Below are 15,583 nucleotides of genomic sequence, written 5' to 3'. Positions count from 1 at the left end.
GGAACCCAAACTTCCGTTGCCTCACTGCCTTTGGAAACCGCAATTTTTTGAAAAAAATTGAGTAAAACTTTCATTTCAGAAAAAAGAGGATTTCTCCCCATTCGCATGATTTAAAAGATTGCCAGAACGCTTTTTTTCTGATATAGTCAAATCATTTCAAACAGCGAGGAGGATTCTATGAAAATCGGCAGCCTGGAACTGAAGCGCACCGCCGCGCTCGCACCGATGGCAGGGGTCGCGGACAGTGCATTCCGCCAGATCTGCAAGGAGTTTGGTGCATGCTATCTGGTCGGGGAGATGGCCTCCGCCAAGGGGATGCACTATTCGGACAAAAAGACCGCCCGTCTGCTCACGGTGCGCGAGCAGGAACGGCCAATCGCGGTACAGCTGTTCGGAGATGAACCGGAAATCCTCGCGGAAGCAGCGCGCAAGGCGCTTGCGTTCCAGCCCGATGTCATCGACATCAATATGGGCTGTCCTGCGCCAAAGGTCGCGGGCAACGGAGGCGGTTCGGCACTGATGAAAAATCCAGCGCTCGCGGCCCGGATTACCGAGGCGGTTGTCCGGGCGGTCGATCTGCCGGTTACGGTTAAATTTCGCAAGGGCTGGGATGACCAGTCGGTCAATGCGGTGGAGTTTGCCCGCGCGATCGAGCAGAGCGGCGCCGCGGCTGTGACAGTCCATGGGCGCACCCGCCAGCAGTATTATGCGCCCCCGGTTGATCTCGACATCATTGCAGCAGTCAAACAGGCGGTTTCGATTCCGGTAATTGGAAATGGCGATTGTATAGACCTGCCATCTGTAATGAAGATGTATGAATATACGAAATGCGATCTTGTGATGATCGGGCGCGGCGCACTTGGAAGCCCATGGATTTTTCGCCAGGTTGACCGTTACCTGACCGATGGGACAGTCCTTCCCGACCCCAGCCTGCCGGAAAGGATGCAGGTGATGCTCCGGCACATCAAGCTGATCTGTGAAAACAAAGGGGAAAGCGGCGGGATGCGGGAAGCTCGTAAACATGCAGCCTGGTATATGAAGGGGATGCGCGGCGCACCCGCATTCCGCAAACAAAGCGGGGAGCTGTGCACCTATGCGGACGCGGAAAAACTGGCGGCGGATGTGCTCGCCCGCAACGGTTAAAATGAAAAGTTTCGCCAGCCTTTTCAAAGGCTGCGGTTTCCAAAGGCAGAGCCTTTGGCCGCTTGTCGCACTGCGAGCCGCAGCGAAGCGTTTCGGAGCGCAACCGCTGAAGGCGGCTCTTGGCGCGGAGATCGAGCGGAACACTTTATCCTGTGAAGCGCATTTTGGGGGGTGAATTGCCGCCATTAGCGGCAGGAGGGGCTTTTTGCAAGAGAAAAAGCCCCTTTGTCAGAGATTTCAAATAGGCTCTAAAAAGGAGTGATATCCTATGCGTCCACGCAAAAAGACCAACCTGATCCCACGGCTCAATGCCTGTGCTTCGATGATCCTGTCGAATCCAACCGCTCAGAAAGGGCGTCTGCGGGAGGCGTTTCCAAATCCATCCGCGCCGCTCCATTTGGAGATCGGATGCGGTAAAGGGGCGTTTATCTGTCAGCTCGCCCAGCGAAACCCCGACATCAACTTTATTGCGATGGAGCGGGAACCCAATGTAGCGGTGATCGCGGTAGAACGGGCGATGCGTGCCGAGCCGCCGCTGCCCAATCTCCGTTTCCTGCTTGATGATGCGGAGAAGCTGCCGGAGATGTTCGAGCCGGAAGAGCTGGAGCGCATCTATATCAATTTTTGCGATCCGTGGCATAAGCGCCGCCAGTATAAACGCAGGCTGACTTACCGGGGGAATCTGGAGGTCTATAAAAAACTGCTTGTGCCAGGCGGTGAACTCCAGTTCAAAACCGATAATTATATGCTCTACCACTTTTCCACTTTTGAATTTGCGGCGGTACTGCCGGCCTATTTCACAACCACCGACCTGCACAACAGTGAAGCAGCTGCCAGCAACATTATGACCGAATACGAGACCTATTTTTCCAATCTCGGACAACCGATCTATGCAATTCGTGCACGCAGACAGGACTGAGTATCAAAACAGGCGATGGCAGGGCTTGTCCACCTGTCAGGATTGATGGTATAATGATGGCCAGAACGATTATATCGAACTCACGGACAATGCCGCCCAAAAACAGAGAGAAAGGATGTTGAACCAAACATGGGACACAATCAATATGAAAGCCCATTTTGCACCCGTTATGCAAGCGAGGAGATGCAGTATATTTTCTCCGCGGATCACAAGTTCAAAACATGGCGCAAGCTTTGGATTGCACTGGCAAAGGCGGAACAGAAGCAGGGCCTGCCGATTACCGATGCGCAGATCAGCCAGCTTGAACAGTTTGCGGAGGAGATTAACTATGATGTTGCGATCGCGCGGGAAAAAGAGGTGCGTCACGATGTCATGAGCCATGTCTATGCCTACGGGGTACAGTGTCCCGATGCCAAAGGGATCATCCATCTGGGGGCGACGAGCTGTTATGTCGGAGATAATACCGATGTCATCATCATGAGAGAGGCGCTGCGGATCGTCCGCCGCAAGCTGCTCAACGTGATCTCGCTGCTTTCAGAGTTTGCGATGAAATATCGGGAGATGCCTGCCCTGGCGTATACCCATCTTCAGCCAGCCCAGCTTACGACAGTCGGCAAGCGCGCAACCCTCTGGATGAACGAACTGCTGATGGACCTTGAGGAGGTCGAGCACCGGATCGCTGGTCTGAAACTGCTCGGCAGCAAGGGGACGACTGGCACACAAGCAAGTTTTGTGGAACTGTTCGACGGAGATTCTGCCAAAATCAAGGCAGTCGAGCAGGATATCGCGCAGATGATGGGTTTCGACGCGGTGGTTTCGGTTTCTGGACAGACCTATTCCCGTAAGGTAGATAGCTTTGTGGTCAATGCCTTGGCGGGGATTGCCCAAAGTGCAAGCAAATTTTCAAATGACCTGCGTTTGCTTGCCAGCTTCAAGGAGATGGAAGAGCCGTTTGAAACCCACCAGATCGGTTCATCGGCAATGCCGTATAAGCGCAATCCGATGCGCTCCGAGCGGATTACCGCGCTTTCCCGTTATGTGATGGTCAATTCTCTGAACCCGGAGTTTACTGCGGCGACTCAGTGGTTTGAGCGCACACTGGACGACAGTGCGAATAAGCGGATTGCGGTGGCGGAAGCGTTCCTTGCTGTGGATGCGATCCTCAAAATCATGCTGAACGTCTGTGACGGACTGGTTGTCTATCCGAAGGTAGTCCGCCAGCGGGTGATGCGGGAACTGCCGTTTATGGCGAGCGAAAATATCATGATGAGCGCAGTCAAGAAGGGCGGCGACCGGCAGGAGCTGCATGAGAAGCTGCGCATCCATTCGATTGCAGCGGCGAAGGTGGTCAAGGAGGAAGGCGGCGAGAACGACCTGATCGACCGAATTGTTGCAGACCCCTCGTTCAATTTGAAGCGCGAGGAGATCGAAGCAGTGCTGCAGCCTGAGCAGTTCACCGGCAGAAGCAGGGAACAGGTGGAAGAGTTTATCCATGAAGTGGTTTCTCCGATACTGGAGGCAAATCGGGAGCTGCTGGGAGAGCGTGCGCAGCTATCGGTATAACGCGCAGAAAAATTTGTCGGGCTGGATACAAGAGCAGGTCCAGATTGATAGTTTTGTAAATAAGTGGTGAAATACACCAAAACAGAGGACGTCCTCTGTTCATGCTTATGTCTTGGGAACATAAGCATGAACAGCTTTGAGCGAATCCTCTTGATCTTGTATAGAGTGTTTTTAGGAGGGTTAAAAACCGAATGAAATTAAAAAAGATGGTAATTGTGCTGTTTCTGACAGTACTGTATCTGCCGTTCGTGCTGGGGCTTGCTTCAAAAGCTGGCACATGGGCTTGTGATGTACCTCTGAAAGGATTCACGGACAGCACAGAAAAACCGGCATTTTCCGCTGACTCTTTCCTGAAAGGAGAGTTCCAGAAAAATTTTACAAAATGGTATGAAGCGAGCTTTAAACCAAGAGGAGTTATCACAAAGACCTATGCAACAATCCGTTATCATTGCTTTAATCTCGGGAACAGATTCATAGGATATAACAAGGATATTTATGATATGGGGTACATAAATGCAGAATGGTGTATCAATGGAGCGGCAGATTATTCCGAGGAAGAACATCAGAAGAATATGCAGAATTATGTTGAAAAACTCAAAATCCTTCAAGATAAATTAGCACGCTTTGGAAAGTATCTCTATGTTTATATTGCACCGAGCAAAGCAAATTTTTATCCGGAAAACATCCCGCAGAAATATAAAGCAATCGCGGATAAAAATGCGGTTCCGTCTACCGTCTATTTTTCGCAGTTGATTGCGGAGACAGATATTCCACATCTGATCTGCCGAGATCAAAAAGATACATTACAGTACCCGGCCTTTTATACAACCGGGGTTCATTGGTCGAGAACCTTTGAGCAAGAGACGAGCGCCCGAATTATTAGAGAATTATCCGAAATAACAGGGAAAAACTATAGAAATATTATGTTGGAAGAAGTAAAGCAATCATCCATACCTTTTTGGAGGGATTCGGACGTATACGACCTGTTAAATATATGGGGAGAGCTGCAGGGAGATTTTTATGAATACATGGTCAATAGAGAATATGCAGAAGATTACGATAAAATCAGAGTTCTGGTTCATGGAGATTCCTTTGGAATGGGTATCAGAAAAGATATTCTGGACCTGTACCCATATGAAGCATTCTGGTATATCAACAGAGCACAGTACATACAGTATAATTACGATACAAGTGCGAAAATTGACTCGTGGGATACGTTTGATATTACCAACTGCTTGAATGATATTGATGTGGTTGTACTTGAAACAACCGAGTCGGAAGTGGTTCAGTATGCATATGGATTTGTTGATTATTTAATCGAATTTCTGGATACTTATGAGCCACAAAAAAGCAGCAGAAATTATACGGAAAACTTAAATTGCGCCAGGGAAGAGGGGTGGCCTTCGTACGCTTTAGGAGGGGTGTATGCGCGGGAGAACGGATTTGCGTGGGCGCGGGGATATACGGAAATCCTTCTACATGATGAGGCGATTGAAACCGCGGGACTGGAGCTTCAAATAGGGATTTCCCCTCATTTATTTGAAGGTGACGAAACTCCGGACATAGTCGAAGTATTCGTAAATGGGAAGAAGCTGCTTCATAAAGAGTTTCAGGAAGCGTGGTCGGGTTCACTCTTCATATCTGCCGAAGAGCTGGCGAAGATCGGGGCAGAGGACCTCTACGACGTCGAAATCTATTGCAGCAAATCGTTCATTCCAAAGGAAAAAGGAATTAACGATGACAGCAGGGATCTGGCAATCCAGCTGATGTATGCGGGGAGGGCGCGCTGATGGTATTTTCTTCTTCAGTCTTTCTGTTTCAGTTTCTCCCGCTCCTTTTATTCCTGTATTATTTTGCAAAGGACAGATACAGGAATCTGGTACTGTTAGTGGCTTCGCTCGCATTTTATGCATGGGGAGAGCCCAAGAATATTTTTTTGATGCTTTTGTCGGTGTTTGTCAACTACTGGATCGGAATTCTCCTTGACAAATTCCGCAAACAGGGCAAGCTGCTCCTCACCATTGCAGTAGCCTACAATCTGGGGATTCTGTATATTTTCAAATATCTGAATTTCAGCGTAGATACACTGAACCGGGTGACAGGCGCAGCACTGACCATCCCCCAAATCGCGCTTCCGATCGGGATTTCCTTTTTCACCTTTCAGATTATGTCCTATGTGATAGATGTCTATCGGAAAGAGGTGGAGGTTCAGAAAAATATTCTGGATCTGGCGCTTTATATCTCCCTGTTCCCGCAGCTGATCGCAGGGCCGATTGTGCGCTATGTTGACGTAAAAAACCAGATCGCGCAGCGCGGCACATCATGGGAAAAATTCCACGCGGGGGTGATCCGCTTTGCAATCGGGTTTTCCAAAAAGGTGCTGATTGCGGATCAGCTTTCCTCCCTGGTGGATACGGTTTTTGCAGGAAAATATCCTTCACTGTGGGGGCATTGGGTTGGCATTTTGGCCTATACATTACAGATTTATTTTGATTTCAGCGGATATTCCGATATGGCGATCGGCATGGGGAAGATGTTTGGATTCGATTTTCTTGAGAACTTCAACTATCCATATATATCGAGGTCGATCAAGGAATTCTGGCGCAGGTGGCATATCTCGCTGAGTACATGGTTCCGGGATTATCTCTATATCCCCCTTGGAGGCAGCAGAAAGGGGAAAGCAAGGACCTATGTGAATCTTCTGATTGTCTTTTTCCTGACCGGATTGTGGCATGGAGCCAGCTTCAATTTTATTGTTTGGGGACTGTTTTACGCCGTATTTTTGATTGCAGAGCGGCTGGGATTTGAAAAGGTTTTGAAGAAGATGCCGGTTGCCCTCCAGCACATCTATTCCTTGTTTGTGATTATGATTGGCTGGGTGTTTTTCCGGGCGGATACGCTGGGCGCGGCAGTCGATTTTATCAAGGGGATGTTTGTTCCATACGGAAAAGACATCGCGTATTTGAATGTGACGCTGAATCCGCAGTATGTTTTCTTTCTCGTTATGGGTATCCTTTTCTCGATCCCGCATACAAAGGCGATGAAGCGTGTCAATGCTTCCAAAATAGGCCGCGCCCTGTATGAGGTGTTTGTCCTTTTGACCTTTGTGCTGGCGATCATCTACATGGTTGGCAGTGGATACAGCCCATTCCTTTATTTCAGATTTTAAACAGAGACAGGCGGCAGCCCAGCAAGATGGGCTGCCGCCTGTCCTATGTAGAACCTTCGCAACGGGTGGGAATCATGAACGCAGGATACCGGATTGGTCGATCGCATGGATTGCATAACGCATCTCTTCCTCGTCCTGAACGAGTGCGAGCCGTACATGCCCTTCGCCGGAGGGGCCAAACGCACTTCCGGGGGTGACGAGCACACCGGAACGCTCGAGCAGCTCGAGTGCAAACTGTTCGGCATTTTCAAATTTTTGGGGTAGCTTGGCCCACACAAACATGGTGGCTTTGGACCGGTCGACCGGCCAGCCGATTGCGGAAAGCCCGTCGCAGAGGATATTGCGGCGGGTTTCGTACGCCTGCCGGGTAACAGCCACGCAGGACTGGTCACCGGTGATCGCCGCGATAGCGGTTTTCTGCACCGGGAGGAACATGCCGTAGTCCATATTGGACTTGAGTGTAGAAAGCTTGGAAACAACCTCCGCATTGCCGACACAGAACCCGATCCTTGCGCCAGCCAGGCCATAGGTCTTGGAGAGCGAATTAAATTCGACACCGACCTCTTTTGCGCCTTCGTAGGCGAGGAAGCTGCCGCACGTCTGCCCATCAAACACCAGTTCACTGTAGGCATTGTCGTGCAGGACGATAATCCCATATTTTTTTGCAAAGGCGATCAGCTCCTGATAGAACGATGCAGGTGCAATCGCTGTTGTTGGATTGTTGGGATAGGAAACGATCATCAGCTTGGCAGCCCGGGCAACCTGCTCCGGGATTTCGTCCAGGTCGATCAGATACCCGTTTTCCCGGCGCTGGGGCATATAATGCAGTTTTGCCCCGGCGATGCGCGGACCGTCTCCAAACACCGGATAACAGGGGTCAGGCACCAGAACGACATCCCCTTCATCCGCGACTGCGAGACTGATATGGGCCAGCCCTTCCTGGGAGCCGAGCAGAGAGACGACTTCGGTACGGGGGTCCAGCTCGACCCCATACCGCCGGTGGTACCAGGCTGCGGCCGCATCCTGAAGCTCGGCAGTATCGCTGATCGCATAGACATAGTTGCGCTTGTCTGCGGCTTCTCTGGCCATAGTATCCAGAATATGCTGTGCCGGCGGGATGTTTGGCGTGCCGACGCTCAGGTCCACCACATGCACCCCTTTGGCAAGCTGCTGTTTTTTCAGTTCAAGCAGTTTGGAGAAAATCCCCACACCGAAAAGTTCCATCCGTTTGGCAAATTCCATCTTTGGCAACCCCTTTTTCCACATCCCCGTCAAAGCGGGAGCGGGCAACGGCCCGCATATCATCCAAATCGAAATCCTAGTTTCATTTCTATTATAACACAGAGCGGCCCTTTTGCAAACTGTTTTCAGGAAATCACCGCCAATGTTGCGCCGGTATAGTAGTGCAGCAGGATTTCGTCAAAGGTGGCACCCTGCCGCGCCATATAATCCGCGCCGTATTGGGAAAGCCCTACCCCATGTCCGTACCCGCGCACTGTGAAGCAGAACTGGGTACCGTCGCAGGAGATGTCAAAGTCAGCCGAACGAAGGCCGAGCAGGGAACGCAGGCGGGTCCCGGAGAGGTTCTGCCCGCCCGCCAGAAGGCCGGTAACATATCCCCCCTCTGACCGTTCGGTGATCTCAAACCATCCGGAGGGGTCTCCGTCGAGCTGCGCGGACGGGCAGGTGGAGCGGACCGCCTGTGCAACCTGCTCCACCGGAAAAAAGGTTTGCGTCTCGTAGTCGGGAGCGAGTGGGTCCCCGGTGCTCTCGACCGGCACCAGATAGGGTTTTCCGCCCTGCCACACATTGGATGCATCCTCGGTGACCCCGCTGCTCATCGAGTGATACGCCGCAACAATCGGTTCCCCTTCCCAGATTAGAAGGTAGGCGGCTACCGGGTCGGCCGCGCTGCAAATTGCCTTCCAGTAGGCGTCCGCATAGCTGCCATACCGTTCCCGGAATACCTGCTCGGTGGTGTAGCTTCTCCAGTTCTGCGGATCGGCGGTCAGGTCATACGCCTTGCCCGTATTCTGCGCTTTGCAGGCAAGCGCATAGGTATGCGCTGCCACTGCCTGGGCCTTCATCGCCTCCGGATGGAAGGTCGGCGGCATCTCAGCCGCCAGCGCGCCGCGCACAAACTCCCGCCCGCTGACCGTAAAAATTTCCCCTGTCTGCTCGTCCAGAATCCGGAGCCGGTCATCCGCCTGCACCACCTGCGAGGGCTGGGGCGGCTCCCCGGCCCCGGAATCCGAATGTTCGCTGTCCGCCGTCCAGGTGGGCCTCAATGCGGCAGGCGTGTCCTGTGCGGCTGCGGATGAAAGCTCCAGCAGAGGGATCGGGTGCCGCAGGGCAAGCAGCGGGATCAGAAAGAGCAGGACCGCAAATACCGCATAGTCTGGAAAATTCCTTCGCATGGTGGTTCCCCCTGAATCTGATGATAGAGTCAACACACACCCATTGGATGTGCAATGCGAAACAAAGCCGCCAGAGGCGGCTCTCTGCGGCCAAAGGGACGCAGGCTTCCAAAGAAGGGTTTGACTTTGGAAGCATTTCGGTGATAGTTCCATTTTATGCGGGGGAAACAGGGGACAGTACACTTTGTCCGGATTTTGTGCCCGGATGCATCTTGACCATTTTTCGGGTAAACTGTATAATAAACAGGTCATACCAATCTAATCTTATCCTGCCGGGCATCCGGTCCGGCATCCGCGGCAGAACCGCGGCGAAATGGAGCGTCTTATGAACCGGAAACTGTTGCATCTGTATTTTATTGGGTTTACAGCCGTCTGCACTGGCCTGCGCCTTTTCCTGAAATTTGCCTCGGTCGATCCGCTGACCGGCTACTACGAGGGTTATGGCGCGGTCGTTTGGCTTTTCAACCTGCTTCTGCTGGCGGGCATCGGGGGATGCCTGCTTCTTGGATGGCTCCAACCGAGAAGGTCGTATCTTCCGGTATCCCGTATCCGGCGGATGGCAGCCGTATTGGTGGGGGTTGCCTGCTTTCCGGCCGGGGTTTCAGGGCTGGCGGCACAGTCCGGCCAGCTTGAGATGCTGCAGGGGGCGATTACCATGCCGGCATTGATTGCCGCGTTGGTGGTTACGCTGGTTTCGTTCCTCTGCCTCGGGATAGCGCCATTTGTAACGGGCGGGCTTTTCCTGATGATCGCGCGGCGCACCGAAGATTCGCAGTCCAGGCCAATACACGGACTGCTCCTGCTGGTGCCGCTTGCCTGGCAGGTGGCGCTGCTGCTCTCCTCATTTATGGAATACACGGCCATACGCAGCGTTTCCGACCAGATGCTCACGACGGTAATGCTGATCCTGCTTGCGCCGTTTCTGCTCGCACATGCGCGGGTGCTCGGCCAGATCGACCCGGATCGGGGGGGCAGACAGGCGGTCGTATTCGGGCTTCCGTTTGCGTTGGTTGCGTTCTGTGCCTGCATGGGAATGCTCGCCGCATCGCTTGCAGGGCGGGGTGTTACAGTGGCTCCGTCGCCGGTCTTTTCCGCGTTTTACCTGTTTTTCGGCATCTATGCGGCTGCTTTCTGTCTGGAACTCACACCCGTCAAAGGGTGAACCGGCAGGCGTTGCGCGTACAGCGCGAAGAAAAAGCGCAAACTGTTTTGATAGGGACAGGCGCGCTGAAATAGAAAAACGAGAGGGAAATTCCCTCTCGTTTTTTATAACCCAATTATAAGGTCAAGAAGCCGAAATCCTTTTCTCTCCCACGGCGAGACCATCGCAGAAGCAGCCATCCGATCTGTTTTGTATGCGGGCGGGTTATGCTGCCGGCTGTGCGGAGGAGCTGCTTTCCGAGGAGGATAGGATCTCCACAGTGGAAGAAGCCTCGCGCGGTACATCCCGGATTGCAACCAGCTGGAAATGGTCCTTGACCCGGACCAGCTCGTACATCATATGTTTGTTCTGGGTGCTGGGGCCGCTCGCTGCCGGACGTCCGCCCGCCTGCGTCCATGCGGTTGCCGGCGGGACATATTCAACCTCAAGGGTGTAGCTGTCCCCCTTCTTGACTACGCTCAGAACATTCGGGCTGGGGCCGGCCTCCATGGTGGTGGGGATATAGTAGGTCTTGCTCTCATCGTCGTAGACATAGGTTGTCTCGTAGTCACCAAACGTCTGGTGGTGCAGCTCGACTTCGGGGCCGAACAATCGCGCACAGGCGACGTCAATGTCCGAAGCGGGCACAATCAGACGCAGGTTGGTGTCGTTGTCGAACTGATAGCTGTCCCGCTTCTCGCCCAGCAGGGCGCTCCACATGGACGATTGCAGCAGGAAAAGCGGGTCGGCGTCGACCGCATTTTCAAACGGGACCGGGTCGAACATCAGCACAGGCGCGATGATTCTGCCGAACTCCTCCTTTTCGCCCGAGTTGTCGAGCATGGCGCGGGTAAAATTCACGCAGAATACCGCGACCGAGATCAGCCCAATCAGCATCAGGAGAAGAAAGAGCGTCCCCACCGGAGCGGCGTATTTGTTTTTCCGGGGCTGCATCCGCTCGCCCAGATCGGGACGGCCCCCGGGTTGGTTTTTTGCCATAGTATTCCCTTTCATGTTCGAATTTGACCGCTTCCGGTCACGATGTATTTACAGGAGGTCAGTTCAGCTAGTCCCATCGGCCCCCGCGCGTGGAGCTTCTGGGTCGAAATACCGATCTCGGCGCCGAATCCGAACTCCCCGCCGTCGGTGAACCGGGTCGATGCGTTGACATAGACCGCTGCCGCGTCAATCTCTGCGGTAAACCGCTGTGCGTTTGCAAAATGGTTGGTCAGGATCGCTTCCGAATGTCCGGTTGTGTAGGTGCGGATGTGCTCGATCGCCTCGTCGAGCGAGTCCACCACCCGCAAGGCTAGGATATAGTCGTCAAACTCGGTGGCATAGTCCTCGTCGGACGCGGGCAGGGCCTGCGGCAGGATCGCCCGGGTGCGCGCGCAGCCTCGCAGTTCCACCTGGTGTTCGGCCAGCTTTTCCGCGAGCGCGGGCAGGAACTGATCGGCAATCCGGCTGTGCACCAGCACCGTCTCGACCGCATTGCAGACCGACGGGCGGGAGGTCTTGGCATTGTCGCAGATGGAGACCGCCTGTGCAAGGCTGGCGGACTCGTCAACAAAGATATGGCAGTTGCCCGCGCCGGTCTCGATCACCGGGACGGTCGCATTTTCGACCACCGCGCGGATCAGCCCCTTGCCGCCGCGCGGGATCAACACATCCAGGTAGCCGTTCAGGTTCATCAGGTCGTTGGCCGAGTCGCGGCTGGTATCGGTCACAAGCAGGATACAGTCGTGGGGGAGCCCGGCGCCCCCGAGCGCACCGCACATGATCTGTGCAAGCGCTGTATTGGAGTGGATCGCTTCCTTGCCGCCCCGCAGGATACAAACGTTGGAGGATTTGAGGCAGAGGCACGCCGCATCGACTGTGACATTGGGGCGCGCTTCAAAGATCATCCCGACCACCCCAATCGGGGTGCGCACCTTCTCGATTTTCAACCCGTTTGGACGGGTGCCGCCATCTATGACCTGCCCAACCGGGTCAGGCAGGCCGATCAGGTCACGCACCGCCCCGGCGATCCCCTCAATACGGGCTGCGGTCAGCCGCAGGCGGTCCTGCAATGATTCGGACATCCCGTTTTGCGCCGCAGCTTTCAGATCCTCCTCATTGGCCGCGAGGATTTCCGGGATATGTGCGCAGAGCGCGTCCGCAATCGCCGCAAGCGCGGCGTTTTTCTGCGCTGTGGATGCACAGGAGAGGGTGCGGGAAGCGGCCTTCGCACGCTTGCCCAGTTCAGTCAAACGGTTCATCCTGTCCACCGCCTTTCAATCGTCGTGCGGCGCCATGAACCAGGTCCCAACCTCTTCCCCGTCCAGCAAACGATAGAGGTCGTTTGGGTTCGCGCCGTTCAGAATCAGCATTTCGACCCCATGCGACACCGCAAGCTGTGCCGCCCGGATTTTGGTAACCATACCGCCGGTGCCGCGTGCACTGCCCGCGCCCGAAGCCATCGCTTCGATCTCGGGGGTGAGCCGTTCCACACAGGGAATCAGCTGGGCGTCCGGGTTGGTGCGGGGATTGTCAGTGTAAAGCCCGTCGATGTCGCTCAACAGGATCAGCAGGTCGGCCTCAATCAGTACACTGACAACCGCTGACAGGGTATCGTTGTCACCAAACGATCCGCCGGCCTCGATCTCTTCGGTTGCGACCGAGTCGTTTTCGTTGACAATCGGCAGAATATTCATCTCAAGCAGCCGATGGAAGGTATTTTGCAGGTTCTGCTTGCGGACGGGATTGTCCACATCCTCGCGGGTCAGCAGAATCTGGGCGGTGACATGGTTGTATTCGGAAAACAGCTTGTCGTAAATGTACATCAGCTCACACTGGCCAATCGCGGCGACCGCCTGTTTGCCGGGCATGTCCTGCGGTTTTTCACGCAGGCCGAGCTTGCCCACGCCGACCGCCTGCGCGCCCGAGCTGACCAGCACCAGTTCCCGCCCGCTGTTTTTGATGTCAGCAAGCACCTTGACCAGCGCTTCGACACAGCGGATGTTGAGCAGGCCGCTCGGATGGGTGAGGGTGGAGGAACCGATCTTGACCACCACCCGCTTGACGTTGGAAAAATCGCGCATATTTACACCTTCTTTTTGGTTTCCTCCGGCTCGGATTCCTCCGGCGCCGGGGGTTGTTTCTCCACCAGCAGGCTGAGCACCCGCTGTTCCTCGACCAGCTGGACGGTAACCGTCAGCGGTCCATAGACGTACTGTTCGCCCGCTTCGGGGATATGCCCGAGCATCTCGAGCGCCCAGCCGCCCACCGTATTGTAGTCGCTGTCAAACGTCCGGTCGTCGATTTCAAGAGCCTCGAGCAGCTCAAACACGTTCATGTCGCCGCTCACCCGCCAGACGTTTTCTCCGGCTTCGACCAGCTCATCGACCACCTCGTCGCTCTCGTCCCAGATGTCGCCCACCAGCTGTTCGAGCACGTCCTCCATTGTGACGATGCCCATAGTGCCGCCGTAGTCGTCGGTCACCACAGCCAGATGCAGCTTTTTGGCCTTCAGTTCGGTGAGCAGGGCAGAAATCCGCATGGTCTTGTGCACGTAAACGCAGTCGGTCAGCAGATGGGAAAGCGCTTTGGCGTCGTTAAGCACCACCGCCTTGAGCAGGTCGCGCACCTGAAGCACCCCGATGATATTGTCCACCGTCCCGCGGTAGACCGGGATCCGGGAGAAATGGGCCTCCATCACCGCCTTGAGCGCTTCCTCCATGGGGGTATCGACGTCGATCGCGGTGAGGTCCACACGGGGGGTGAGGATTTCCTGTACGGTGATCTCGTCAAACTCGAGCGCCGAGCGGACGAGGTCGCTTTCCTGCTCCTCGAGCACCCCCTCCTGCTCGATCGACTCGACAATGTATTTTAGCTCTTCCTCGGTGACCGAAGGCTGCGCCTCCCCGCCCTTGAACGCCCGCAGCGCAAACTCCTTGATCCCGATGAAAATCCAGACCACCGGCGAGAGCAGCTTCATCAGGAAGGAGAGCAGGCCGCTCACCTTGAGGGCGATCTGCTCGCTGTTCTCCTTGGCAAGGGTCTTGGGGAGGATTTCCCCGAAGATCAGCACCACCACCGTCATGACGATGGTGGCGGCAGCCGGGCCATACGCGTTGCCGAGCAGGGCGGTCGCAACCACTGTCGCGATCGAGGCGCTTGCCATATTGACCACATTGTTGCCGACGAGGATCGTCGAGAGGGTGCGGTCAAAATTTTCGGCGATTTGAAGCGCGCGTTTGGCGCGCTTATCGCCGTTGTCGGCGTAATTTTTCATACGGATCTTGTTGAGGGAGGAGAACGCGGTCTCACTCGCCGAGAAAAAAGCGGAAAAAGCAATCAACAAAAGCAGAATCAACCAGGATATGCCACTGTCCAAACGAAAACCAACCTCCAAAATGTTTCATAATTCTTGTCTTGGTTATTTTTATGCCGGCGGAAAACCGAAAAGACTGATTACACTATAGCAAATTTTCCATCCGGCTACAATCAATTTTAGCATAAGTTTATGAAAAATTCAATCTCTGTATCAGCAGACGCTAAGCCGCAGCTCGTAAAACTGCCGCACCCATGCTGGGTCTGACTGGTATGCCGCCGCATCCGCAATCGCTTGCAGGGTCCGTTTCCCCAGCCGCCTGTCCATGACTGCAAAAACCCTGACGAGAGGGTTTTCGGATGCAAGCGCCTGTTGGATGGGTAGGTTGAGATAGGTCAGAGCTGCTTCCAGAAAATCCATCTCGCTATAGGTACCGTCTTTTGCCCACTTTTCTTTTAGTGCTGCATTCCCATCGTCCCAGACGCCGGTTTCTTCCCAGATTTTATGCAGGTCCCATTCTTGGCGGTATCCGTCCATCCAGGTAAAGCCAGCGATCTCTTTCCCATCCAGGCGGATCGACGCCCGGCCATAGGCGTTATGCACCGCATGGTACCGGGTGAGGAAATAGGAGACCCGCCCTTGCAGCGGCGCGCACAGGAAACTTTGCAGCTGTTTGTTGAGCCCGGACCAGGATTTGTAATGGTTGATCTTTTTCTCCTCCTTTTGCAGGGGGCTTTTTCTCTTGCAAAAAGCCCCCTCTTGCCGCTTCGCGGCAATTCACCCGAAAAAAGCGCTTCTCAGGATAAAGTGTTCCGCGTCCTGCGGGACGCGGCGAGGGCTCCGCCCCTCGACCCCGCGATTTTTTGAAAAAAATCGAGTAAAACTTTGGTTTTGGGCAAGCTCTGGCTAAAGCAAAAGA

General features: G+C 54.3%; 14 protein-coding genes. 6 read left to right on the top strand and 8 right to left on the bottom strand.

Translation table 11 applies throughout. The features are described 5' to 3' along the window. Window positions 1-177 precede the first annotated feature (177 nt). The 5 genes from dusB (at window position 178) to D5269_RS14855 (ending at window position 6,794) form a co-directional block, all read left to right on the top strand. Complete coding sequence (gene dusB, locus D5269_RS14875; protein WP_016317689.1) at window positions 178-1,143, top strand: tRNA dihydrouridine synthase DusB; 966 nt, start codon at window positions 178-180, stop codon at window positions 1,141-1,143. Window positions 1,144-1,411: 268 nt separating this feature from the next. Then, a complete protein-coding gene (gene trmB, locus D5269_RS14870; RefSeq protein ID WP_120486579.1) occupies window positions 1,412-2,062 on the top strand; it encodes a tRNA (guanosine(46)-N7)-methyltransferase TrmB in 651 nt (216 codons plus the stop codon). 129 nt (window positions 2,063-2,191) lie between these two features. Then, window positions 2,192-3,625 carry an adenylosuccinate lyase gene (gene purB / locus D5269_RS14865; RefSeq protein WP_016317691.1) on the top strand — a complete coding sequence of 478 codons (1,434 nt, stop codon included), beginning with the start codon at window positions 2,192-2,194 and terminating at the stop codon, window positions 3,623-3,625. Window positions 3,626-3,816: 191 nt separating this feature from the next. Then, window positions 3,817-5,415 (top strand): hypothetical protein, encoded by a 1,599-nt coding sequence (locus tag D5269_RS14860; RefSeq protein ID WP_120486578.1) that lies wholly within the window; start codon window positions 3,817-3,819, stop codon window positions 5,413-5,415. Further along, window positions 5,415-6,794: an MBOAT family O-acyltransferase gene (locus D5269_RS14855; RefSeq protein ID WP_120486577.1), complete on the top strand. Its 1,380-nt coding sequence runs from the start codon at window positions 5,415-5,417 to the stop codon at window positions 6,792-6,794. The genes D5269_RS14860 and D5269_RS14855 overlap by 1 nt, the downstream gene beginning before the upstream one ends. A 72-nt stretch (window positions 6,795-6,866) precedes the next feature. On the opposite strand, the gene D5269_RS14850 is transcribed toward D5269_RS14855, so the two are convergent. Then, the gene (locus D5269_RS14850) at window positions 6,867-8,036 is read right to left on the bottom strand and encodes an aminotransferase class I/II-fold pyridoxal phosphate-dependent enzyme (RefSeq protein WP_120486576.1); all 1,170 of its coding nucleotides are present in this window, start codon (window positions 8,034-8,036) and stop codon (window positions 6,867-6,869) included. Between the two features lie 125 nt (window positions 8,037-8,161). Then, window positions 8,162-9,211, bottom strand: a complete 1,050-nt coding sequence (gene spoIID, locus D5269_RS14845; RefSeq protein WP_158605019.1) for a stage II sporulation protein D — start codon at window positions 9,209-9,211, stop codon at window positions 8,162-8,164. 325 nt (window positions 9,212-9,536) lie between these two features. On the opposite strand from spoIID, the gene D5269_RS14840 reads away from it, so the two are divergent. Beyond that, window positions 9,537-10,373, top strand: coding sequence for a hypothetical protein (locus D5269_RS14840; protein ID WP_120486574.1), 837 nt, complete (start codon window positions 9,537-9,539; stop codon window positions 10,371-10,373). A gap of 204 nt (window positions 10,374-10,577) precedes the next feature. Here the strand turns inward: D5269_RS14840 and D5269_RS14835 are convergent, their stop codons facing one another. From D5269_RS14835 to D5269_RS18640, 6 genes are all read right to left on the bottom strand, one after another. After that, entirely contained in the window at window positions 10,578-11,351 is a 774-nt protein-coding gene (locus tag D5269_RS14835) for a hypothetical protein (RefSeq protein ID WP_147408009.1), read from the bottom strand. An 11-nt stretch (window positions 11,352-11,362) separates the two neighbouring features. Beyond that, window positions 11,363-12,610 carry a glutamate-5-semialdehyde dehydrogenase gene (locus D5269_RS14830; protein WP_120486572.1) on the bottom strand — a complete coding sequence of 416 codons (1,248 nt, stop codon included), beginning with the start codon at window positions 12,608-12,610 and terminating at the stop codon, window positions 11,363-11,365. 15 nt (window positions 12,611-12,625) lie between these two features. Further along, window positions 12,626-13,432: a glutamate 5-kinase gene (gene proB / locus D5269_RS14825; RefSeq protein ID WP_120486571.1), complete on the bottom strand. Its 807-nt coding sequence runs from the start codon at window positions 13,430-13,432 to the stop codon at window positions 12,626-12,628. Between the two features lie 2 nt (window positions 13,433-13,434). After that, on the bottom strand, window positions 13,435-14,727 hold the full coding sequence (locus D5269_RS14820) for a hemolysin family protein (RefSeq protein ID WP_120486570.1): 1,293 nt from the start codon (window positions 14,725-14,727) through the stop codon (window positions 13,435-13,437). A 150-nt stretch (window positions 14,728-14,877) separates the two neighbouring features. Then, window positions 14,878-15,267 carry a hypothetical protein gene (locus D5269_RS14815; RefSeq protein WP_243126900.1) on the bottom strand — a complete coding sequence of 130 codons (390 nt, stop codon included), beginning with the start codon at window positions 15,265-15,267 and terminating at the stop codon, window positions 14,878-14,880. Then, the coding region (locus D5269_RS18640) for a hypothetical protein (RefSeq protein ID WP_207670313.1) at window positions 15,260-15,583 on the bottom strand (324 nt) is incomplete at its 5' end. The genes D5269_RS14815 and D5269_RS18640, both read right to left, overlap by 8 nt.

The organism is Anaerotruncus sp. 1XD42-93 (genome assembly GCF_009917605.1).
GTDB lineage: Bacteria > Bacillota > Clostridia > Oscillospirales > Ruminococcaceae > Anaerotruncus.
Note: the sequence above shows the minus strand (reverse complement) of the source record. Positions and strands in the feature narration are given on the sequence as shown.

Bases quoted from the DNA above. Each gene is read 5' to 3' on its own strand.
- D5269_RS14850 (WP_120486576.1), bottom strand. From the start codon at position 8,036: ATGGAATTTGCCAAACGGATGGAACTTTTCGGTGTGGGGATTTTCTCC.
- D5269_RS14835 (WP_147408009.1), bottom strand. From the start codon at position 11,351: ATGGCAAAAAACCAACCCGGGGGCCGTCCCGATCTGGGCGAGCGGATG.
- spoIID (WP_158605019.1), bottom strand. From the start codon at position 9,211: ATGCGAAGGAATTTTCCAGACTATGCGGTATTTGCGGTCCTGCTCTTT.
- dusB (WP_016317689.1), top strand. From the start codon at position 178: ATGAAAATCGGCAGCCTGGAACTGAAGCGCACCGCCGCGCTCGCACCG.
- purB (WP_016317691.1), top strand. From the start codon at position 2,192: ATGGGACACAATCAATATGAAAGCCCATTTTGCACCCGTTATGCAAGC.
- proB (WP_120486571.1), bottom strand. From the start codon at position 13,432: ATGCGCGATTTTTCCAACGTCAAGCGGGTGGTGGTCAAGATCGGTTCC.
- D5269_RS14840 (WP_120486574.1), top strand. From the start codon at position 9,537: ATGAACCGGAAACTGTTGCATCTGTATTTTATTGGGTTTACAGCCGTC.
- trmB (WP_120486579.1), top strand. From the start codon at position 1,412: ATGCGTCCACGCAAAAAGACCAACCTGATCCCACGGCTCAATGCCTGT.
- D5269_RS14855 (WP_120486577.1), top strand. From the start codon at position 5,415: ATGGTATTTTCTTCTTCAGTCTTTCTGTTTCAGTTTCTCCCGCTCCTT.
- D5269_RS14830 (WP_120486572.1), bottom strand. From the start codon at position 12,610: ATGAACCGTTTGACTGAACTGGGCAAGCGTGCGAAGGCCGCTTCCCGC.
- D5269_RS14860 (WP_120486578.1), top strand. From the start codon at position 3,817: ATGAAATTAAAAAAGATGGTAATTGTGCTGTTTCTGACAGTACTGTAT.